Source organism: Planotetraspora sp. A-T 1434 (assembly GCF_025420585.1).
In the GTDB taxonomy this organism is placed as follows: Bacteria; Actinomycetota; Actinomycetes; order Streptosporangiales; family Streptosporangiaceae; genus JAOEGB01.
Genome location: NZ_JAOEGB010000016.1, coordinates 92984 through 114119 on the forward strand (window position 1 = coordinate 92984; position 21136 = coordinate 114119).

General features: G+C 69.6%; 18 protein-coding genes. 2 read left to right on the top strand and 16 right to left on the bottom strand.

Annotated elements, in window-relative coordinates:
- Positions 1 to 171: 171 nt before the first annotated feature.
- The 4 genes from N5079_RS21425 to N5079_RS21440 all read right to left on the bottom strand — a co-directional run bounded on the left by N5079_RS21425 (position 172) and on the right by N5079_RS21440 (position 3764).
- Positions 172 to 777, bottom strand: a complete 606-nt coding sequence (locus N5079_RS21425) for a response regulator transcription factor (RefSeq protein ID WP_261585737.1) — start codon at positions 775 to 777, stop codon at positions 172 to 174.
- 50 nt (positions 778 to 827) lie between these two features.
- Entirely contained in the window at positions 828 to 1985 is a 1158-nt protein-coding gene (locus N5079_RS21430) for a sensor histidine kinase (protein WP_261585738.1), read from the bottom strand.
- Between the two features lie 154 nt (positions 1986 to 2139).
- On the bottom strand, positions 2140 to 2877 hold the full coding sequence (locus N5079_RS21435) for an ABC transporter permease (protein WP_261585739.1): 738 nt from the start codon (positions 2875 to 2877) through the stop codon (positions 2140 to 2142).
- Positions 2878 to 2879: 2 nt separating this feature from the next.
- Complete coding sequence (locus N5079_RS21440) at positions 2880 to 3764, bottom strand: ABC transporter ATP-binding protein (protein WP_261585740.1); 885 nt, start codon at positions 3762 to 3764, stop codon at positions 2880 to 2882.
- Between the two features lie 449 nt (positions 3765 to 4213).
- On the opposite strand from N5079_RS21440, the gene N5079_RS21445 reads away from it, so the two are divergent.
- Complete coding sequence (locus N5079_RS21445) at positions 4214 to 7327, top strand: HNH endonuclease signature motif containing protein (RefSeq protein ID WP_261585741.1); 3114 nt, start codon at positions 4214 to 4216, stop codon at positions 7325 to 7327.
- Positions 7328 to 7567: 240 nt separating this feature from the next.
- Here N5079_RS21445 and hisG read toward each other — a convergent pair whose 3' ends face one another.
- The 3 genes from hisG to N5079_RS21460 all read right to left on the bottom strand — a co-directional run bounded on the left by hisG (position 7568) and on the right by N5079_RS21460 (position 9947).
- Positions 7568 to 8413 carry an ATP phosphoribosyltransferase gene (hisG, locus tag N5079_RS21450; RefSeq protein WP_261585742.1) on the bottom strand — a complete coding sequence of 282 codons (846 nt, stop codon included), beginning with the start codon at positions 8411 to 8413 and terminating at the stop codon, positions 7568 to 7570.
- A 68-nt stretch (positions 8414 to 8481) separates the two neighbouring features.
- Entirely contained in the window at positions 8482 to 8745 is a 264-nt protein-coding gene (locus tag N5079_RS21455; protein WP_261585806.1) for a phosphoribosyl-ATP diphosphatase, read from the bottom strand.
- A gap of 236 nt (positions 8746 to 8981) precedes the next feature.
- Positions 8982 to 9947 carry an acetylxylan esterase gene (locus N5079_RS21460; RefSeq protein ID WP_261585743.1) on the bottom strand — a complete coding sequence of 322 codons (966 nt, stop codon included), beginning with the start codon at positions 9945 to 9947 and terminating at the stop codon, positions 8982 to 8984.
- 165 nt (positions 9948 to 10112) lie between these two features.
- On the opposite strand from N5079_RS21460, the gene N5079_RS21465 reads away from it, so the two are divergent.
- Entirely contained in the window at positions 10113 to 11057 is a 945-nt protein-coding gene (locus tag N5079_RS21465) for a GNAT family N-acetyltransferase (RefSeq protein WP_261585744.1), read from the top strand.
- A gap of 298 nt (positions 11058 to 11355) precedes the next feature.
- On the opposite strand, the gene N5079_RS21470 is transcribed toward N5079_RS21465, so the two are convergent.
- From N5079_RS21470 to N5079_RS21510, 9 genes are all read right to left on the bottom strand, one after another.
- Positions 11356 to 13566 carry a DEAD/DEAH box helicase gene (locus N5079_RS21470; RefSeq protein ID WP_261585807.1) on the bottom strand — a complete coding sequence of 737 codons (2211 nt, stop codon included), beginning with the start codon at positions 13564 to 13566 and terminating at the stop codon, positions 11356 to 11358.
- A gap of 538 nt (positions 13567 to 14104) precedes the next feature.
- Positions 14105 to 14482 carry a metal-sulfur cluster assembly factor gene (locus tag N5079_RS21475; RefSeq protein WP_261585745.1) on the bottom strand — a complete coding sequence of 126 codons (378 nt, stop codon included), beginning with the start codon at positions 14480 to 14482 and terminating at the stop codon, positions 14105 to 14107.
- 34 nt (positions 14483 to 14516) lie between these two features.
- Entirely contained in the window at positions 14517 to 14954 is a 438-nt protein-coding gene (sufU, locus tag N5079_RS21480; RefSeq protein ID WP_261585746.1) for a Fe-S cluster assembly sulfur transfer protein SufU, read from the bottom strand.
- A 3-nt stretch (positions 14955 to 14957) separates the two neighbouring features.
- Positions 14958 to 16220: a cysteine desulfurase gene (locus tag N5079_RS21485; protein ID WP_261585747.1), complete on the bottom strand. Its 1263-nt coding sequence runs from the start codon at positions 16218 to 16220 to the stop codon at positions 14958 to 14960.
- A complete protein-coding gene (sufC, locus tag N5079_RS21490; RefSeq protein WP_261585748.1) occupies positions 16220 to 16993 on the bottom strand; it encodes a Fe-S cluster assembly ATPase SufC in 774 nt (257 codons plus the stop codon). Before sufC ends, N5079_RS21485 begins: the two co-directional genes overlap by 1 nt.
- Positions 16994 to 16997: 4 nt before the next feature.
- Positions 16998 to 17330: a non-heme iron oxygenase ferredoxin subunit gene (locus tag N5079_RS21495; protein ID WP_261585749.1), complete on the bottom strand. Its 333-nt coding sequence runs from the start codon at positions 17328 to 17330 to the stop codon at positions 16998 to 17000.
- A complete protein-coding gene (sufD, locus tag N5079_RS21500; protein ID WP_261585750.1) occupies positions 17327 to 18448 on the bottom strand; it encodes a Fe-S cluster assembly protein SufD in 1122 nt (373 codons plus the stop codon). The genes N5079_RS21495 and sufD overlap by 4 nt, the downstream gene beginning before the upstream one ends.
- Positions 18448 to 19860, bottom strand: a complete 1413-nt coding sequence (gene sufB, locus N5079_RS21505; protein WP_261585751.1) for a Fe-S cluster assembly protein SufB — start codon at positions 19858 to 19860, stop codon at positions 18448 to 18450. The genes sufD and sufB overlap by 1 nt, the downstream gene beginning before the upstream one ends.
- On the bottom strand, positions 19857 to 20603 hold the full coding sequence (locus N5079_RS21510) for a helix-turn-helix transcriptional regulator (RefSeq protein ID WP_261585808.1): 747 nt from the start codon (positions 20601 to 20603) through the stop codon (positions 19857 to 19859). Before N5079_RS21510 ends, sufB begins: the two co-directional genes overlap by 4 nt.
- Positions 20604 to 21136 lie beyond the last annotated feature (533 nt).

Below are 21136 nucleotides of genomic sequence, written 5' to 3' on the forward strand. Positions count from 1 at the left end.
TCGGCCGTGATCATGCACAAGTTCCCATGACGCCTCGCCACCTGCGGCCCCACAGTCCGTGATCATGCACGTGTTCCGCCTCAACGCCTTCCGCCTGCGGCTGCGCGGTTCGTGATCATGCACGCGGGGGGCCGCCCGCTGGGGGGACCGCCGGCTTTCCGAGGGCGACTGTCAGAGCCAGCCCTGGGCCTGGGCCCTCTGCACCGCTTCGATCCGGTTGCGAGCGGCGGTCTTCTGGATGGCCGAGGACAGGTAGTTGCGGACCGTGCCCTCGGACAGATGCAGCCGCCTGGCGATGTCGCTGATGGTCGAGCCGTCCACGGCGGCGGCCAGCACATCCCGTTCACGGGCGGACAGCGGGTTCGGACCGGCGCTGAGAGCGGCCGCCGCGAGCCCGGGGTCGATGACGCGCTCCCCGGCCAGCACACGCCGGATCGCGGCGGCCAGTTCCCGGGCCGGGCTGTCCTTCACCAGGAACGCCGCCGCCCCGGCCTCCATGGCCCGCCGCAGGTAGCCCGGCCGCCCGAACGTGGTCAGGATCATCACCTGGCAGTCCGGCAACCGCCGGCGGATCTCCCCGGCGGCGGTGATGCCGTCCATCCCGGGCATCTCGATGTCCAGGAGGGCGATGTCGGGCTTCGTCGTGACGGCCACGGCGACGGCCTCGTCTCCGGTGGCCGCCTCGCCCACGACCTCGATGTCGGGCTCCAGGCCCAGCAGGGAGGCGAGCGCTCCCCTGATCATGCTCTGGTCCTCTGCCAGCATCACCCGGATCACGGGGCTCAACCTATCCGTCCTCACGCCGTTCGTCGCCGTGCCGCCCGTCGTCATACGGCTGCCTGATCGGGCTTCCGCTCGACGGGCCGGCGTGGGACCACCACCCGCAGGCGGAAGCCGGCCGGCATCGGGGCGGCCTCGACCGATCCTCCGGCCGTGCCGACCCGCTCGGTGAGACCGGTGAGACCGCTGCCCGGCTGGTACGGCCCGGCCTTGCCGTTGTCGGCGACCTCCAGCACGGCGCCGGCCTCGCCGTACGTCAGGTTGATCTCGCAGCGGGTGGCGCGCGCGTGCCGTATGACGTTGGTGGCCGCCTCGCGCACCGCCCAGCCGAACAGGCCGTCGAGGTCGTCGGGGAGCGGGGTTCCGGCGGTGCGCACGGTCACCTCGACCCCGGCGGCTGCCAGCGCGGCCCGGGCGCCGTCGATCTCGTCGGTCAGGGACCGCTGGCGGTATCCAGTGACGGCTTCGCGCACCTCTACCAGGGCCTGCCTCGCCACGGACTCGATGTCGGCCACCTCCTGGGCCGCCCGCTCGGAGCCCTGCTCGGCCAGCCGCCGGGCCAGCTCGCTCTTCAGGACGATCAGCGACAGGCTGTGGCCGAGGAGGTCGTGCAGGTCCCGGGCGATCCGCAGGCGTTCCTCGTTGGCGGCCAGCCTGGCGACCTCGCTCTGCGCGTTCCGGAGCTTGACGATCAGCACGCGGGTGTTCCGGACGCTCACGAACAGGACCCCGAGCGTGACCACCTGGAGGAGCAGCATGGATATCGCGCCGCCGTCGGCGTTCGTCACCTGCCCGTCGATGAGCACGATCGCGGCCATGCCGCCGATGCCGGCCAACGCGCCCCGTGGAGGCAGCGCCATCGCGTAGACCACGGTCGTATAGATCGGCAGGGCCAGCCATCCGCCGCTGAAGAGCAGGGGATAGACGGCCGCCATGACGGTGGTGAGGCCGAGCAGGGGGAGGGTCCATCTGCTCTTCTCCTCGTACCCACGAGGGCTCAGTACGGTCAAGACGTAGGTCACCACGAAACTCGCCAGTGCGACGGACTGCCACACGGCCGCGGACCCGGTCACCTTGCCGCCGACGATGTCCGAGATCGGGTAGAACAGGTACACCAGGCCGAACGACATGCCGACCAGGCGGCGCCAGCGGTTGAGTTTGTCGTCCATCCCGCCGAAGGTGAAGATGCGAGCCAGCCGGCTCATCCTGCCTCCCTGCCCTGCTCCGCCTCGCCGTACTCCGCCCTGCCGGGTCCCATCGTGCCCGCCCCCTTGCCGGGTCCCGCCATGCCGTGTCTCGCCCCTCGGCTCGGTACAGTCGCTCGCCCGGGCCCGCTCTGCCGTACGGCTCGCCGGCTCGCTAGGCCCGGACCGTGGCGCGGCGGTAGGCGACCACCGCGAGCGCGCCGAGGACGACGCCCCAGCCGAGGACGCCGAGGACGGAGGAGAGCTGCGGCGCCTCCCCCGCGACGATCCGCCACCCGATGCTGGCGTAATCGTAGGACGGCAGCGCCCGCGCGATCGACCGCATCGTGGCCGGCATGATCTCCAACGGGAACCAGAGCCCTCCCAGCAAGGCCAGCCCGAACATGCCGACCATGGCGGCCGGCTGCGCGGTGTCGGGCGGCAGAAGCGAGCCGATGATCAGTCCGAGCGCCACGAACGGGATCGTCCCGATCCACATCGCCCCGATCAGCCCGGCCCACTCCCCCACGGAAAGCGACACATGCTGGGTGAGCACGGCGGCCAGGCACACGAGCAGCAGCGACGGCAGCACGAGGAGCAGCGACGCGACCAGCTTGGTGACGATGATCGCCCAGCCGGAGAGCGGGGTGATCTGGAGCTGCCGCAGCCAGCCGCTCTGCCGCTCCTGCGCCCACGGCACCGCGCTGGACATCATCGACGACGCCAGCGCGCCGTACGCGGCCATGGACACCATGAGGATCACGCTGCCCTTGAGCCCTGTGGTCTTGTCGACCTGCGAACCCCAGAGGTTGGAGTAGAGGAGGTAGAACCCGACGGGGAAGGCGACCACGAAGATGACGTAGCGCTTGTTGCGGAACATCCGCAGCATTTCGATCTTTATGTAGTGCGGCATGGTCAGGCCTCCTTGGTCAAGGCGAGGAAGGCGTCCTCCAGGTCGGCCCCGTGGAGCTGGAGATCGCGGATGTCGAGAGTCGTCTTGCGGTAGAGCCCGTCGACCGTGGCGTCGGGGTCACTGGTCCTGAGCGTGACCCTGCCCGAATGGATTTCGACCGCGGTGGTCCCTGGCAGCGCGTCCAGTCCCGCGGCGGACTGCCCCCCGAGAGAGAAGCTCACCGCGTGCCCGGCCACTCCGGCCTTGATCTCCGCGGCGGTGCCGTCCGCTACGATTCGGCCGCGGGCGACCACAATGACCCGGTCGGAGTTCTCATCGGCCTCTTCCAGGTAGTGCGTGGCGAACAAGATCGTGCGGCCCCCTGCCGCGTACGCCCGCATGTTGTCCCAGAAGGCGCGGCGCGACTCGACGTCCATGGCGGCCGTCGGCTCGTCCAGCAGCAGGAGCTTGGGCGCGCCGGCGATGGCCAGCGCGAAACGGACCCGCTGGGTCTGGCCGCCCGACAGCTTGTCGGCCCGCCGCTTGGCGAGGTCCGTCAGGTCCGCCATCCGCAGGATGTCGTCCAGGGGCAGCGGGTTCGGGTACAGGCGGCGGATGAACTCGACCGTCTCCGTGACGGTCAGCTCGGGGATCAGCGCGCCTTCCTGGAGCATCGCGCCGATGTCCCCCCGGGCGACCGCCCCACTCGGGCTGTCGCCGAAGACCCGGATCTCGCCGCTGGTCGGGCGGAGAAGGCCCAGCAGCATGTTGATCGAGGTCGACTTTCCCGCCCCGTTGGGCCCGAGAAGGGCGACCGTACGTCCCACGGGCACCTCCAGGGTGAGCCCGTCGACCGCGAGCACGTCTCCATAGCTCTTGGTCACGTCGTTGAAGGCGATGGCGTTCATGGGCTCAACGGTAGGAGCCGGCACCGTAAAGCTTTAGTGGCGAGCCTCCGGCCTTCGGCATGACATTTGTCAGCTAGCACCAGGATCCGCAGGCCACCCGGAACCCGACGTTCCCGCTGCCTGCGCCCTTCATGGTCCTGCAGCTTCTGCGGACTCGGCGGCATCCGAGTCGCGGGTACGGCAAGCCACTCGCGGAGTCTTGATTGTCATGTTTATCGCCGGGCGAAAGGAAATTCAAATAGGAGCGCCTATCAATAAAGGGATAAAAGGTGCCTACCGCCGTATATTAGTGGCGAATCCTGGCCGCGTTCCCGAACACTCTCTCGTCCACATGTTGTTCTGCGCCGTCATTCTGGACGCATCCCTGCCGAAGAGGTTCTCGCCGGTTAGGCCCTAGCGCGCCCGCGCCTGGGCGCGTTTTTGTCGGTGGTGGTTGGTAGTTTTACCGTGTGATTGTCGAACGGCAGCAAATCCCCGAAGGGCTCGCGCGGATGGCGCCCGGCCCGGGGCTCGCCGCCGTGCTGGACGGGCTGGATATCGCCCGGTTGAGCGGCTACGACGCCGTGCTCGTGCTGCAAGCCTACGCCCGCCTCGAAGCCCACGTCCAAGCCCGCAAAGCCGCCGTCATGGCCGAAGTCGGCTTGTATGAGCCGTCCCCGGGCGACATGAAGAAAATGCCCCGCCCGGACAAATACTCCGCCGACGAAATCCGCGCCGCGCTGGTATTGACCCGCCGCGCCGCCGAGCGTGAATACGTCTTCGCCTATGACCTGTCCACCCGTCTGGCTGCCGTCCGCCACGCCCTGGCGGCCGGGACCATTGACAAAGCCCGCGCCCTGGTCTTCCACGACTGGCTGGAGGGCGTCCCCGACCCCCTCGCGCACGCGGTGGCCGGCCACCTGCTCCCGAAGGCGGGGGCATGCACCACCGGCCAACTGCAAGACAAAATCAAGACGCTGCTGGTGGCCGCCGACCCGCAGTGGGCGCGGCGCAAGTACGAGCGGGCGCTGCAACGCCGCCGCCTCGAAGGCATGCGGCACGCCGACGGCACCGCGACCATCACCGGCCACCAACTCCCTGTGGACCAGGCCGCCGCCGCCATCGCCCGGGTGGACGCGATCGCTCAGCAGGCCAAACGCGCCGGTCTGCACGCCCCGATCGACCACATCCGCACCGATGTCTTCCTCGGCCTGCTCGACGGCACCCTCGCCGGGCTCGACGACGACGCCATCACCGCCATCCTCTTCACCAAAGCCCACAACCCGGATCCCCTGGACACCGAAGACGACTACGACCCCCACCTCAACGACAACCCCCACGACAACCCCCACGACAACGACAACGACAACGACCACGACGCCGACCAGCCCCACGACAACGCCTACGACGCCGGCCGGCCCCACGACGGCCGGCCCAACGACGACGCCCCCGACGCCGATCGGCCCCACGACAACGCCTACGACGCCGGCCGGCCCCACGACGGCTGGCCCTACGACGACGCTCCCGACGCCGTCCAGCCCTACGACAACGACCACGACGCCGGTCGGCCCCACGACGGCCGGTCCCACGACGGCCGGTCCAAGGACGACGCCGACCCTCGGGAGCCCGCGGACTCCGACAGCCCTGACAGTCCCGATGGTGCCCAGACCCTGGCCCGGACCCGTCACACCGATGACCCCGGCGCCCACAGCGCGTACGGCGTTCACGACCGGGCCGGAACGGGGGGCGTGGCCAGCACCGACGCCACCGGTGGCAGGCGAGACGGGGATGGCACGACGGCCGCCAACGGCGACGGCGACGGCGACGGCGACGGCGACGGCACGGACGGTGCGGACGGTACGGATTGCCCCGGCGGTGTGCGGAGCGGGGGTGGCCCCAACGGCCCGCGCGACGGGGACGGCCACGGCGGCGGGCAGCAGCCGACCGACACTCTCCAGGCGGCCGGACACACATCGGGCACCGTGGCAGGCGCCGACACAGCGGACGGCGCGGCAAGTGCGGACGCCGGCCACGGCGCAGCGGACGCCACCACGCACGCCGCAGATAGCGAGGTCGAGGCCACCACAGGCAGTCCGGGTGGCGTAGCGGAGGCCACGGGCAGCTTGAGCAGCTCGGGCGTGGCGGTTGAGGCCGTTCCGGAGGCCTCGGGCGGGGCCAGCGCGGGCAACGGGGGGAACGCGGGTGGCGGGGGCGGTGAGGCTGCAGCCGCGAAGGCGGCGCAGGGTGGTGTGGTGGCCGGTCTGCTGTCGGGTGGGGCGGGGTTCGCGGCCGGGGAGGTGCGAGTGCGGGTCTCCACCCTGATGCACCTGGACGACCTTCCCGCCGAGCTGGCCGGGTGGGGGCCCATCCACGCTCAGCTCGCCCGCCGCCTGGCCAAACGCCAGATCAACGGCGAATGGCGGTTCGCGATCTGCGACGACGACGGGCAACTGCTGTTCGCCGGGATCACCTCCTACCGGCCCGCCGGATGGCCCCGCTACCCCACGACCCCAACCCGGGCACCACGGCAGCAGCCACCACGACAGCAACCACCACAGCAGCCATCACGACCGCAACCGCCACCGGCAGCACAACGGGCATGGGACCGCGCGCCGGAACCGCCATCGCCACAGGTACCACCGCCATCAGAACAGGCATCGGAACAGGCATCGGAACAGGGATCCGAACACGCCGAGGGACAAGCGGCGGGACAGGCATCGGAGCAAGCAGCGAGACGAGCAGCGAGACGAGCAGCGGTGCGGACGGCACGCGGGTCGGTCCGACGACGGGGCATCGTCGAACTGCAGATCCCGCTCGCCCTGCTGCGCCGGTGGCACTCCGACCTCGCCGCCCTCGGCGCCGGATGGGCCCGCGTCATCACCGACATCACCCGCCAACTTGACGACGCCATGGCCGACAGCCACACCACCGGCGCCCACACGGACAGCCACGCCGAAAAGAACACAGGCGAGGACGGCCAGGCGCAGGCCGCCGAGGCCCCGAGCGAGAAGCATCAAACTTGGGGCGGGCGTCCGGTACGGGGCAGGAATGCTCGTCCTAAGAGTGTGGATCAGCGGCGGCGGTTCGCGAGGGCCGGGCTGCGGCGGTGGGTACAGATCCGCGACCGCGTCTGCACCCACCCCGGCTGCCGCGCGCCCGCCACCCGGTCCGAGCTCGACCACACCCACCAGCACGGCCACGGCGGGCCCACCACCGACCGCAACCTCGGCGCCGCCTGCGCACACGACCACGACCTCCGCGACCACGGCTGGCGCGTCATCCAACCCCAACCCGGCCACCTCATCTGGATCAGCCGCACCGGCCACCGCTACCCGGTCACACCCCCGCCCATCATCGAACCCCTCCCCGAACCGATCATCCCGGCCATCCCGGCCATCCCGGCCACTCCCGAAACGGTGCCGGAAGACGACCTCCCACTGCCATCCACCTTCGAGTACGCACCGCCCTGGTGCGAGGAGCCTCTGCCGCAGACCCCGGCGGACCCGGCCCCGCCGGAAGAAGTGGCGCCGGAACAGAGCACGCAGCCGCCAGCCGATCCCGCGGAGGACTTGCCGCCGTTTTGACACAGCATGGCGGCCTACAGTGATGGCCACCAAGAGGTCCTGCGACAGTGCCCGGAGCAGGATGCGAGGGGAAACGCAAGCCGGACAGCCCGCCGCAGAGAACTCGCCCGAGAGCACGGCCGATAGGCCGCTGGGGAAAATGAGGCCAGCTCTCACAGCGCGGATGGCCACATAGCGCCTCAAGCCCATATAGGCGGCCAGCACGGGGGAGCCGGGCGGATCTCTGGTGAGGAGGCGGTATCAGAGGCGACAGGCGTAGATGGCGGTGACGAGGATGGCCTTCGCGCCGATCTCCCAAAGTTGATCCATGACCTGCTGGTGACCCTTACGGGGAACCATGGCGCGGACGGCGACCCAGCCCTCGCGGTGGAGTGGGGAGACCGTCGGCCCCTCCATGCCGGGGGTGATTGCGATGGCCTCGTCGATCCGCTCGGCGCGGATGTCGTAATCGATCATCACGTAGTCGCGGGCCACCAGCACGCCCTGGAGGCGCCGGATGAGCTGCTGGAACCCGTTGCTCTCGGTGGAGCCCGCACGCTTGATCAGCACGGCCTCGGACCGGGCGATCGGCTCGCCGAAGACCTCCAGGCCGACGTTGCGCAGGGTGGTCCCGGTCTCGACCACGTCGGCCACGGCGTCGGCCACGCCCAGCCGGATGGCGGTCTCGACGGCGCCGTCCAGCTTGATGACGCGGGCGTCGACGCCCTGGTCGGCGAGGTACTTGCTGAGAAGGCCGGCGTAGGACGTGGCGATCCGCAGGCCGGCGAGGTCGGCCACGCTGGAGTAGGTCCCGGCGGTGGAGGCGAACCGGAAGGTCGACCGGCCGAAGCCCAGCGGAACGACCTCCTCGGCGGGAGCGCCGGAGTCGAACAGCATGTCGCGGCCGGTGATGCCCGCGTCGAGGGTGCCCTCGCCGACGTAGACGGCGATGTCGCGGGGGCGCAGGAAGAACAGCTCGCAGGAGTTCTCGGGGTCGACGACCACGAGCTCCTTGCTGTCCTTGCGCTCGCGGTATCCGGCTTCTTTCAGGATGGTCTGGGCGGCCTCGGTGAGCGCGCCCTTGTTTGGGACTGCCAGTCGCAGCATGACGTGAGAAAACCCTTCCGGAGTCAGGAGAACAAGGTCAAAGGAGGCAAATGGCCGCGAGATCGCGGCTACAGATGCTTGTAGACCTCGTCCAGCCCGACGCCGCGCGCCAGCATGAGGACCTGGATGTGGTAGAGCAACTGCGAGATCTCCTCGGCGGCCCGCTCGGTCGACTCGTACTCGGCCGCCATCCAGCTTTCGGCGGCCTCCTCGACGACCTTCTTGCCGACGGCGTGGACACCGGCGTCCAGGGCGGCCACTGTGCCGGACCCAGCGGGCCGGGTGCGTGCCTTCTCTGCCAGCTCGGCGTACAGCTCTTCGAAGGTCTTCATGGTCTCTCTCGGGTCGTCGGGCGTGCGCATCCAGGGTAACCACCGTACGCGCGCATCCAGGTTAGTCCCGCCCGGGACCTGGGAGCGCGTCCTGTCCACGCTCCGAGATCGCGCAGAGATCCCGCGAAGATCCCGCGAAGATCCCGCAGAGATCCCGTGGAGGTCCGGCGGAGCTCCGGCGGAGATCTCGATGAGCCGCCGTACGCCTAGCGGGCCGTTCGCGGGCCGTACGGAAGTCAGCCGAAGAGCTTACGGGCGATCCGGAGCTGCTCCAGGGCCTGCTGGGACTCGCCGCCCTCGTGACCGTTGAACGGCCAGACCGCGATGTCCTTGGGCCCCGCGTAGTGGTTGTACGCGGCGAACACGGTCGAGGCCGGGGTCACGCCGTCGCGCAGCCCGACGGAGAAGAGAGCGGGCGTCTGGGCGCGCACGGCGAAGTTCACGCAGTCGAAGTAGTCGAGCGTGGCGAAGATCTCCTCGACCCGGGTGCGGTGGACGGCGCAGAACCGGCCGAGTTCCCCGTAGGGGTCGATGTCGGTGATCTCCACAGCGCGCCGGAAATGGCTCATAAAGGGCACGTTGATGAAGGCGTGTGTGATCCCCGGAACCAGCGCGGCGGCCACGAGTGCCATGGCCCCGCCCTGGCTTCCGCCGGCGACAACGACCTTCTCCGGGTCCACCGACGGATGTGAACGAGCCGCCTCGACAGCCCGGACGACGTCCGTGAAGAGCCTCCGGTAGTAGTACGCCTCGGGGTCGAAGATGCCCTGGGTCATCTTGCCGGACTGCTCGGGCCCGACGCCGGGGAAGGGGTCCGGGGTGTGGCCGGGACGCCAGCCACCGCCCTGACCGCGCGTGTCCATGACGAAGACGGCGTATCCGGCGGCGGGCCACAGCAGCCAGTCGTGAGGCAGGCCGCGGCCGCCGTTGTAGCCGATGTACTCCACCACACACGGCAACGGGCCGGACGCCGACGCCGGCTTGAGGAACCATCCCTTGATCGGATGGCCGCCGAACCCCGCGAACGTCACGTCGAACGCCTCGACCAGGGAGAGATCGGCGGCGTACGGCACGAAGGTGGCGTTCAGCTCGTGCTCCCGTGCCTCGGCCAGAGTCCGCTCCCAGAAGACGTCGAAGTCCTCGGGCTCCCGGCGCTCCGGCAGGTAGGCACGCAACTGGTCGAGGGGCATGTCAACGAACATGGAGTACTCCGGGGGAAACGTCATCGGGCCAGCCCTCCGACCATACCGGTGTTCCATCCCGTCGCAGTGATCGCGTACGGCCCTCCGCGTACGGTGCCCGGCACCCTTCAACCGACGCCGGAAATGGGGGTGACTCGCGCCGTTCGAGTCCGCAAGGATGCCGGGATGAATGGGATGAATGGGATGAATGGCCGCCCCTATGCCGACGACGACCTGCCGCTGCTGCAATCGACCTTCGCAGCGTGGATCGCCGACGCCGGCAGATGCGGGTACGACCACATCGGCGAGCTGACCCACCGGATCTACGAGAACCTGCGAGGTCGCCGCCCGGTCGGGGAACTCGTGCGTCTGTGGGAGGACGACACGGGCCTCGCCGGAATCGCGATCAACCTCCGCTTCGGGTCGGCGTTCGACGTCTTCACCGCTCCCGCGCTGCGCGGCACGCCCGAAGAGCGTCGCATGCTGGAGTCCGCTTACCAGACCACGGCCCGATTCATGGACCCCGGCGAACGATACGTTCTGACCGACGTCTTCGACTGCGACGCCACCAGGATCAGGCTGCTGCGGGAGCTCGGCTTCGAACGCTTCAGAACCTGGGACCACGTCAACGATCGCGACCTCGGCCAGCCAGTGGCCGAAGCTCGCGTCCCCGACGGATTCGTTCTGCGTCACGCTCGCCCGGCCGACGCCGGCCAACTCGCCGAGGCCCGCAACGGCGCCTTCGAGGAAGATTGGACGGGGCCGCGATACCGCGCGGCGGTGATGGAAAAGCCCGGGTACGACCCGGAACGGGAGATCGTCGTCGAGGGGCCCGACGGCCGGATCGCCGCGTTCACCGTCTACTGGATCGACGAGGTCAACCGGACCGGCCACTTCGAGCCGGTCGGCACGCACCCGGACTTCCAACGCCGGGGCTTCGCACGGGCGGCGATGCTGCACGCAATGCGGCGAATGCGCGCGCTCGGCATGACGGTGGCGACCGTCAACCACAATGCCGACAACGTGCCCGCCCGCAGGCTCTACGAGTCCCTCGGCTTCGTCAGAAGGCACGAGACGTACGGCTTCCGCCGGCCCTCACCGAGCACGCATCCCCTCAGCGTGTCCCAGTAGCCGGCCGAGCCGCAGAACCGGAGACGCGGTCAGGCCTGCCCTACTCCTGCCTCTGGAGCACGAGCAGGAGCAGGAACAGGCCTATGCGTCATCGACCCCGCCGAGCGCAGACAACCCAAACGCCGACAAACCGAACACAGACAGACCGAACACAGACAAACCGAGTGCAGACAAACCAGACGCCGATAGGCAGACGCAGACAGCCGCGAACAGCCGGCTGCGGACAGCCGTCACCTACGGACTCCGTCCGCCATGGCGTGATGCCGAGGGCGTGGCCGCCGGCGGGTGAGGATTCTCGTCAGCGGCCGGTGAAGCGGTTGCCGGAGTGACCGCCGGTGCGGCCGGTGGGGCGGCCGCCCTGGCGGAACCCGCCGCCATAGGGAGCGCGGGACTCCCCACGGCTGTCCGGACGGCGCTCGGAGCGGCCTTCGCCGCGCCCACGCTCACCCTGATACCCGCTGCCCTGATACCCGCTGCCCTGATACCCGCTGCCCTGATACCCGCTGCCCTGATACCCGCTGCCCTGGTAACCACCAGTCTGGTATCCGCCGCGCGAGTCACCGCGCGAGTCGACACGCCGGTCATAACGGCCATCGCCGTTCGAGGACCCGCGCTGCCTGTCACCCTGGTAGCCGCGGCCGCTCGCCCGGTCGCCGTCCCGGACCGAGCCGCCCTCACGGCTCTCCCGGAAGGGACGGGCTCCGTCGCGGAAATCGCTCCCCGCGCCGCGGCCACGCTCGCCATGAGCGTCCCCACGCCGACCGTCGCCAGGCCTGCGGTCGTTGTCCCGGCCGTCGCCGGGCCTGCGGTCGTTGTCCCGGCCGCCGCGGTCCCCGCGGAAGTCGCCGCCACGGTCCCGGCGCTCGCCGCCGAAACCTCCGGCACCTCCCGCACCCCGGTCACTCCGGTCATCCGCGGAGCCGCCGCGGGAGGAGCGGAACGAACCCTCGCGGAACTGGCCGCGCAGATCGCGGACGCTGCCGCCGGAGTCGTTGCGGCGCCGGTACGGCGTGGCCTCGGCCGGGCGCCCGTCTCCCGCGGCACGGTCACGGCTTGAGCTTTCGCCGTCGCGGCGGAACCCGTCGCTCCCGCGCCGGAAACCCTCACCTTCCCGCCGGAAACCGCCATCGGCCCGGTCGCGCCGGGGGGCGCCTTCGGGACGGTCACGACGGGGGCCGTCGCCGTCCCGGCCGCGGCGGTCGCCGAAGCGGCGCGGACGGCGCTCGCCGCCGGGGTGATCGTCGCGCTTGGGCCGGAGGGGCTTGCGCACGTCGGGCTCCCAGACGGGGATCGCCTCGCCGCTGGGCCGGCGGGCGCCGGCGATCTCGGCCAGGATTGGGTCGCCGGGCGCGACCCGATGGCGGGACGGGTTGATGCCGGCCCGCCGGGTCATCGAATCAGTGGAACGCCGCTCGTTGGGAGTGATCAACGTCACGACGCTGCCGCGCTCGCCCGCGCGTGCCGTACGGCCGCCGCGGTGGAGGTAGCTCTTGTGGTCCATGGGCGGGTCCACGTGGAGCACGAGGCTGACGTCGTCCACGTGGATGCCGCGGGCGGCCACGTCGGTGCAGACGAGGACCTTGACGTTGCCCTCGCGGAACTCGCTGAGGATGCGGGTGCGCTGGTTCTGCCGCTTACCGCCGTGCAGGCCACCTGCGCGGACGCCGACCCGGGCGAGCTGCTTGACCACCCGGTCGACGCCGTGCTGGGTGCGGACGAACAGGATCGTACGGCCCTCGCGGTTGGCGATCTCGGCGGTCACGTCGACCTTGTCGTCCCGGTGGACCTGGACGAGGTGGTGCTCCATGGTCTCGACCGAGGAGGTCGCCGGGTCGAGCGAGTGGGTCACCGGGTCGGTGAGGAAGCGCCGGACCAGCTTGTCGACGTCGCCGTCGAGCGTGGCGGAGAAGAGCAGCCGCTGGCTGTCGGCGGGCGTCTTGTCGAGGATCGCGCTGACCACGGGGAAGAAGCCCAGGTCGCACATGTGGTCGGCCTCGTCGAGCACGCTCACCTGGACGTCCTGGAGCGAGCACTCACCCTGCTCGATGAGGTCGGTCAGGCGTCCGGGCGTGGCGACGACGATCTCGACGCCTCGGCGCAGCGCGTCGATCTGCTTGCCCATGGACATGCCGCCGACGACCGTCTTGACCCGCAGCGACAGGCCGCGGCCGAGGGGCTCGATCGCGTCGGCGACCTGGAGGGCCAGTTCCCGGGTGGGGACGAGGACGATGGCGCGGGGCCGCTTGGGCAGGGCCTTCTCCCCCGCGATGCGGGCCATGGTCGGCAGGCCGAACGCGAGGGTCTTGCCGGAGCCGGTCTGACCCCGCCCGAGCACGTCGTGCCCGGCGAGGATGTCGGGGATGGCGGCGCGCTGGATGGGGAACGGCGATGTGATGCCCTGCCGGGCCAGCCCGGCGACGAGCGGCTTGGGCAGGCCGAGGAGAGTGAACTCGTCAAGCACCTCAGGCAGCCCGGAGTCGATGGTCTCGGGCAGGCCGGAGTCGAGCATGGTCACGAAATCGTGCCTTTCATCGAAGATGACGTGTCGGAACACGGGGGCGCGTCACTTCTGCGAAAGGACGAGCCAGGACATGTACGGCGGTGCCGTACCTCATCAGGACGCGGGGGATGGAATCCCTCTCATCGGGCTTCCAGGAGGTCGTCCTCCTGGACGGACACAAAGTCCGGCGCGGCCGACGGTCGATCCGTCGGCGAGCAGGCCCCTGCGTCGGGCGGCAGTGCCGCGCGGTCTACGCGCTTGGTGGTCCAGCACTGCGATCTGTCCACGAGTCTATCCGAACAGGGCAGACTCGCGATCACGGGCGGCTTCGGCGCTCCCGCAGATGTGCGGGCCATCGCGCGAATCGGATGGCCTTCTCACGGACGCCTTGCTGCAAGCCGCTAGGTAAAGCAAAACACCACTATACGGCATTCCCAATTGTCACAGGACATCATCGGAACCGCGTGCGGCGCGCGGGCACGGCCCGGCGCGCCGGGCGGCGATGCGACCGGGGATGGGACGGGGGGGTCGGACGGGGGATCAGGGATCAGACGTTGAAGCCCAGCATGCGGAGCTGGTCACGCCCGTCATCGGTGATCTTGTCCGGACCCCACGGCGGCAGCCACACCCAGTTGATCACGACACTGGAGACCAGGTCGGCGAGCGCCGAGTTGGCCTGGTCCTCGATCACGTCGGTCAGCGGGCAGGCCGCGCTGGTCAGCGTCATGTCGATGGTCGCGATGGGGCGCTCGCCCTCCCCAGCCGGGTCGAGGTTGATCCCGTAGATGAGGCCGAGGTCCACGACGTTGATCCCGAGCTCGGGGTCGACGACGTCCTTCAGCGCCTCCATGACGTCGTCCAGAGAGGTCTCCCCGTCGTACGTCGCTGTCGGGGCCCCAGTTGGGGTCTCTGTCGGCTTGCTCACGTCGTCTCCTCACCTCGCGGCTTGCGCTGAGCGGTCACGCCTGGCTCCGCACGACCGCGTCCTTGTACGCCATCCAGGCCAGCAGGGCGCACTTGACGCGGGCGGGGAACTTCGCCACTCCGGCGAACGCCACCGCGTCTCCCAGCACGTCCTCGTCGGCCTCGACCTGGCCCCGGCCCTGCATCAGCCGGGTGAACTCGTCCACCACCGACAGCGACTCCTCCACGGTCGATCCCGTGGTGAGCTCGTGCAGCACCGACGCGGCGGCCTGGCTGATCGAGCAGCCCTGGCCGTCGTAGGACACGTCGAGGACCTTGCCGCCGTCGTCCACCTTCACCCGCATGGTTACCTCGTCACCGCAGGTCGGGTTCACGTGGTGCACTTCCGCGTCGTACGGCTCGCGGAGTCCCCGGCCCTGGGGGTGCTTGTAGTGCTCCAGGATCAGCTCCTGGTACATGGATTCAGCGATCATGGCTCAGCCGAACACCTTCTGCACGTGGTGGAGGCCGCGGACCAGCGCGTCGATCTCGGCCGTCGTGTTATACAGGTAAAAAGACGCCCGCGTGGTCGCTGGAATTCCGAACCGGAGATGCAGCGGGCGGGCGCAATGATGACCTACCCGGACAGCGATGCCGTACACGTCGTCGAGGATCTGCCCGACGTCGTGCGGGTGGATTCCCTCCAGCGTGAACGACACCGTGCCACCTCGGGCGACAGCCGTATGGGGACCGATGATCCTGAGCCCGGGGAAGCCGTCCAGCGCGTCGAGCGCGTAGGTGACGAGCTCCTTCTCGTGCCGCTTGATCTCGTCCATGCCGACCGACGTCAGGTAGTCGACCGCCGCGCCGAGGCCGATGGCCTCCACGATGGGCGGGGTCCCGGCCTCGAACTTGTGCGGCACCGGGGCGTAGGTCGAGTGGTCCATCCAGACCGCCTCGATCATCTCGCCGCCTCCGAGGAACGGGGGCATCGCGTCGAGCAGCTCCCGGCGGCCCCACAGCACGCCGATTCCGGACGGGCCGACCATCTTGTGCCCGGTGAACGCCACGAAGTCCACACCCAGCTCGGCCACGTCGACCGGCTGGTGGGGCACCGACTGCGACGCGTCGACCATCATCAGTGCGCCGACCTCGCGGACCCGCGCCAGGATCGGGGACACCGAGTTGACCGTGCCCAGCACGTTGGACTGGTGCACGATCGAAACGATCTTGGTGCGCTCGTTGACCAGCTCGTCGAGGTTGCCGATGTCGAGACGGCCCTCGTCGGTGACGCCGAACCAGCGCAGCGTCGCGCCGGTCCGCTGCGCGAGCAGCTGCCAGGGCACGATGTTGGAGTGGTGCTCCATCTCGGAGATGACGATCTCGTCACCCGGGCCGACCTTGAACCGCTCGTCGGTGTTCACCGGGTTGCCGAAGGCGTAGGCCACGAGGTTGATGGCCTCCGAGGCGTTCTTGGTGAAGATCACCTCGTCGCGCGACGGAGCGCCGACGAAGGCCGCGATCTTCTCCCGCGCGGTCTCGTACGCCTCGGTGGACTCGCTGCCCAGCGCGTGCAGCGCCCGGCCGACGTTGCTGTAGTGGGAGGCCAGGTGCTCCCGCATGGTCTCGATCACCTGGGTGGGCTTCTGCGAGGAGTTTCCCGAGTCGAGGTAGACCAGTGGGCGGCCGCCGGGCAGCTCGCGGGAGAGGATCGGGAAGTCCTTCCTGATCCTCTCCACGTCGAAGCTCTCAGCGTTCATCAGGCGGACGCCTTCGCCGCGTCGGCCTTTCGCGCGTCCCGCACGTATGCCTCGTAGCCCTCGGCCTCCAGCTTGTCCGCCAGCTCGGGGCCGCCCTCCTCGACGATCCGGCCGCCAGCGAAGACGTGGACGAAGTCGGGCTTCACGTAGCGGAGGATGCGGGTGTAGTGGGTGATCAGCAGCACGCCGGTGTCACCGGTCGCCCTGAACCTGTTGATCCCCTCGGAGACGACGCGCAGAGCGTCGACGTCGAGGCCCGAGTCGGTCTCGTCGAGGACGGCGATCTTCGGCTTGAGCAGCTCCAGCTGGAGGATCTCGTGCCGCTTCTTCTCACCGCCGGAGAAGCCCTCGTTGGTGTTGCGCTGGGCGAAGGCGGGGTCGATGGACAGCGCGTCCATGCCCGACTTCAGGTCCTTGGCGAAGTCGCGCAGCTTGGGGGCCTCACCGCGGACGGCGGTGATCGCCGAGCGCAGGAAGTTGGACACCGTGACGCCCGGGACCTCGACGGGGTACTGCATGGCGAGGAAGAGGCCGGCGCGGGCGCGCTCGTCGACGGACATGTCCAGCAGGTCCGCGCCGTCGAGCAGGACGCTGCCGGACGTGATGGTGTACTTGGGGTGGCCGGCGATCGCGTAGGCGAGCGTGGACTTGCCGGAGCCGTTCGGCCCCATGATGGCGTGGGTCTCGCCCGGCCGGACGGTCAGGTTGACGCCGCGCAGGATCTCCTTGTCGCCGACGGCGACGTGCAGGTCACGTATCTCAAGAGTGGACACTCGATTACTCCTTCGAGAGCGAGACGTACACGTCGTCGCCGTCGATCTTGACTCGGTAGACGTTCACAGGTTTGGTGGCGGGCGGTCCGGTGGGCTTGCCGGTGCGCAGGTCGAAGCAGGAGCCGTGGAGCCAGCACTCCAGCGTGTGGTCGTAGACCTCGCCCTCGCTGAGCTTCACCTCGGCGTGCGAGCAGACGTCGTGGAGGGCGAAGACCTCGTCGCCCGTGCGGACCACCGCCACGGGGACGCCGCCGACCTCGACGCCGATGGCGCCGTTGTCCGGGATGTCGCCGAGCTCGCAGACCTTCTCCCAGGTCTCGGCGTTCACCCCGGTCATCGCGCCAGCTCCGCCTCGACCGCCGTCAGGACGCGCTCGCGGATCTCCGCGACCTCGATCTTCTCGAGGAGCTGGGCGAAGAAGCCGTGGATGACCAGGCGGCGGGCCTCGTCGAACGGAATGCCGCGGGCCTGCAGGTAGAAGATGTGCTCGTCGTCGAGACGGCCGGAGGCGGACGCGTGGCCCGCCCCGGCGACCTCGCCGGTGAGAATCTCCAGGTTCGGCACGGAGTCGGCACGGGCCCCGTCGGTGAGGATCAGGTTCCGGTTGAGCTCGTAGGTGTCGGTGCCCTCGGCCTCGGCCCGGATGATCACGTCGCCGATCCACACCGCGTGGGCGCCGTCGCCCTGCAGCGCGCCCTTGTAGGTCACGTTGCTGCGGCAGTTCGGCACGGTGTGCTCGACCAGCAGGCGGTGCTCCAGGTGCTGCCCGGCGTCCACGAAGTAGAGGCCGGTCAGGTCGGCGTCACCGCCCGGCGCCGTATAGGCCACGGAGGGCGAGAGCCGTACGAGATCGCCGCCGAGGGTGACCACGAAGGACCGGAAGGTCGCGTCCTTGCCGAGCTGGGCGTGGTGGTGCGAGACGTGCACGGCGTCGTCGGCCCAGTCCTGCAGGCTGACGACCTTCAGCGTCGCGCCGTCGCCGACGACGAACTCGACGTTGTCGGCGTACACCGCGCTGCCGCTGTGGTCCAGGACCAGCACGGCCTCCGCCATGGGCTCGACCTTGATCAGGACGTGGCCGTAGGCCGCCCCACCGCCCGTGCCGCGGAGGCTGACCACGGTCGGGCGCGAGGTGACGGCCTCACGCGGGACCGTGACGACCGTCGCCTTCTCGAACGACGCGTACGCCTGGGCGCTGACCCGGTCGGCCGGCACGTAGGCCCTGCCGAGACGCGGGTCGTCGCGGCCCACGGTCTCGACGGTGACCTCGGGGGCCGCGTCGACCTCCACCACGACGTCGCCGGAGGCGGCCGCCGTGCCGTTGTGCAGGCCCTTGAGGCGGGACAGCGGCGTGAACCGCCACTCCTCCTCACGGCCGGTCGGCACGGCGAAGTCCTCCACGTCGTACGACGACCTCTCATGGAGCGTCGACAGCGGCTTCGTTGCGAGACCCATCAGCCGACGGCTCCTTCCATCTGCAGCTCGATCAGGCGGTTCAGCTCCAGCGCGTACTCCATCGGGAGCTCGCGGGCGATCGGCTCGACGAAGCCGCGCACGATCATGGCCATCGCCTCGTCCTCGTTCAGCCCGCGGCTCATCAGGTAGAACAGCTGGTCCTCGGACACCTTGGAGACCGTGGCCTCGTGGCCCATCGAGACGTCGTCCTCGCGGACGTCGACGTAGGGGTAGGTGTCGGAGCGGCTGATCTGGTCGACGAGCAGGGCGTCGCACTTGACGGTCGAGGCCGAACCGGCCGCGCCCTCCTCGATCTGGACGAGACCGCGGTAGGACGTCCGGCCGCCGCCGCGGGCGACGGACTTGGAGATGATCGTGGACGAGGTCTTGGGCGCGAGGTGCACCATCTTGGCGCCCGCGTCCTGGTGCTGGCCCTCACCGGCGAACGCGACCGACAGGGTCTCCCCCTTGGCGTGCTCCCCCATGAGGTAGACGGCCGGGTACTTCATCGTGACCTTGGAGCCGATGTTGCCGTCGATCCACTCCATGGTCGCGCCCTCGTACGCCACGGCGCGCTTGGTCACCAGGTTGTAGACGTTGTTCGACCAGTTCTGGATCGTCGTGTAACGGCAGCGGGCGCCCTTCTTCACGATGATCTCGACGACCGCCGAGTGCAGCGAGTCGGACGAGTAGATCGGCGCGGTGCAGCCCTCGACGTAATGGACGTAGGAGTTCTCGTCCACGATGATCAACGTCCGCTCGAACTGGCCCATGTTCTCTGTGTTGATCCGGAAGTAGGCCTGGAGCGGGATCTCGACGTTGACATTCGGCGGCACGTAGATGAACGAGCCGCCCGACCACACGGCGGTGTTCAGTGAGGCGAACTTGTTGTCGCCCACCGGGATCACCGAGCCGAAGTACTCCTTGAAGAGCTCCTCGTGCTCTCGCAGACCGGTGTCGGTGTCGACGAAGATGACACCCTTCTCCTCGAGGTCCTCACGGATCTTGTGATAGACGACCTCGGACTCGTACTGGGCGGCGACGCCCGCGATGAGGCGCTGCTTCTCCGCCTCCGGGATGCCCAGCTTGTCGTAGGTGCTCTTGATGTCGGCGGGCAGCTCGTCCCAGGACGCGGCCTGCTTCTCGGTCGAGCGGACGAAGTACTTGATGTTGTCGAAGTCAATGCCGGTGAGGTCAGAGCCCCACGTGGGCATGGGCTTCTTCCGGAACAGCCGAAGGCCCTTGAGGCGCAGGTCGAGCATCCACTCCGGCTCGTTCTTGAGCGCGGAGATGTCGCGGACGACCTCTTCGGACAGCCCCCGCCGGGCCGCGGCCCCGGCCACGTCCGAGTCGGCCCAGCCGAACTTGTAATTCCCGAGGCCTTCCAGCTCCGGGCGGTCGGTGACAGTCACCTTCCGGTCTCCTTGCTCGTTGATGTGCTCGATTCATGGATACGCGCCTGCCTCCCGGCGAGCGCGTGAGAACTCACATGGGTGGTGCAGACCCCGTCGCCGTTCGCGATGGTGGCCAGTCGTTGCACCGGCGTGCCCAGGAGCTGCGCGAAGGCCTCGGTCTCCGCCTCGCACAGCTGGGGGAAGGCCGCGGCGACGTGCGCGACCGGGCAGTGGTGCTGGCAGAGCTGTTCGCCGCCCTGCCCCGTCTTGGTCGCCGACGCGGCGTAGCCCTCGGCGGACAGCGCCTCGGCGAGCACGCGGACCCGCTGGTCGGCGGGCACCTCGCGCATCAGCGTCTCCAGCCTGCTGACCAGGCCGGACACCTGTGCCCGGGCGAACTCCGAAACCGCCTCGACGCCCATCCGCTCGGACAGGAAGCGCAGGGCGCTGCCCGCGAGGTCGTCGTAGGCGTGGACGAAGGCGCTGCGGCCCGCGTCGGTGATCGCGAACAGCTTCGCCGGCCTGCCGCGGCCTCGCTGGCCGCGCGGCCGCGCCGTACGGGGCTCGATCATGCCCTCGGCGAGCAGCGCGTCGAGGTGGCGGCGGACGGCGGCGGGCGTCAGGCCCAGCCGCTCCCCGAGCGCCGCCGCGGTCACCGGGCCATGCTCCAGGATCAGCCGGGCCACCCGGGCGCGGGTGCCGCGCTCCGCCGTGATCTGCGCGGACGCGGCGGGGCCGATCTGCGCGGGCGCCTGGGACATCGGGTGCACAGGGGACGGCGCGGAGGCCCGCGTCACGGCGGTCTCCTCGGCGTTCGTCTTCCCCGGCACGTATTTCACAACATCAGTGTGCCGTAATTCCTTCCCGCACGACAAACCCAAGGCACGATCCAAGTGAATGCAATTTCTCACGCAGGTAAGCCTTACCTAACCTGGGACGATGTCCTCGCGGCAGGCTTTTAGCGATCATGTACGGTGGGCGCAGTCGAACGGCCGGTCCGGGCGTGAACGGAGCCTACCGCCCACCGGACCGGCCCACGGCCGGGGTCACCGGCCGCGCGGCCCGCGGCGGACGGTCACCGCTCGGTGGCCTGCCACACGGCGAAGGACGCGCCCTGCGGCTCCGCGAGGATCGCGAAGCGCCCGATCGGGATCTCCTTGGGAGGTAGTGGTTTCCGGGCTGCCACGCGCCGAAGAAGGCGCCGGCCGGGTCTTGGTACTCGGTCATCTCGACTTCCCCGGGTCTGTGACACCGTCTGCCCGATTCAACGCAACATTTCTGGATCCGCGCCAAT

Bases quoted from the DNA above. Each gene is read 5' to 3' on its own strand.
- N5079_RS21430 (WP_261585738.1), bottom strand. From the start codon at position 1,985: ATGAGCCGGCTGGCTCGCATCTTCACCTTCGGCGGGATGGACGACAAA.
- N5079_RS21435 (WP_261585739.1), bottom strand. From the start codon at position 2,877: ATGCCGCACTACATAAAGATCGAAATGCTGCGGATGTTCCGCAACAAG.
- N5079_RS21440 (WP_261585740.1), bottom strand. From the start codon at position 3,764: ATGAACGCCATCGCCTTCAACGACGTGACCAAGAGCTATGGAGACGTG.
- hisG (WP_261585742.1), bottom strand. From the start codon at position 8,413: ATGCTGCGACTGGCAGTCCCAAACAAGGGCGCGCTCACCGAGGCCGCC.
- N5079_RS21455 (WP_261585806.1), bottom strand. From the start codon at position 8,745: ATGAAGACCTTCGAAGAGCTGTACGCCGAGCTGGCAGAGAAGGCACGC.
- N5079_RS21460 (WP_261585743.1), bottom strand. From the start codon at position 9,947: ATGTTCGTTGACATGCCCCTCGACCAGTTGCGTGCCTACCTGCCGGAG.
- N5079_RS21465 (WP_261585744.1), top strand. From the start codon at position 10,113: ATGAATGGGATGAATGGGATGAATGGCCGCCCCTATGCCGACGACGAC.
- N5079_RS21470 (WP_261585807.1), bottom strand. From the start codon at position 13,566: ATGCTCGACTCCGGCCTGCCCGAGACCATCGACTCCGGGCTGCCTGAG.
- sufU (WP_261585746.1), bottom strand. From the start codon at position 14,954: ATGATCGCTGAATCCATGTACCAGGAGCTGATCCTGGAGCACTACAAG.
- N5079_RS21485 (WP_261585747.1), bottom strand. From the start codon at position 16,220: ATGAACGCTGAGAGCTTCGACGTGGAGAGGATCAGGAAGGACTTCCCG.
- N5079_RS21495 (WP_261585749.1), bottom strand. From the start codon at position 17,330: ATGACCGGGGTGAACGCCGAGACCTGGGAGAAGGTCTGCGAGCTCGGC.
- sufD (WP_261585750.1), bottom strand. From the start codon at position 18,448: ATGGGTCTCGCAACGAAGCCGCTGTCGACGCTCCATGAGAGGTCGTCG.
- N5079_RS21510 (WP_261585808.1), bottom strand. From the start codon at position 20,603: ATGTCCCAGGCGCCCGCGCAGATCGGCCCCGCCGCGTCCGCGCAGATC.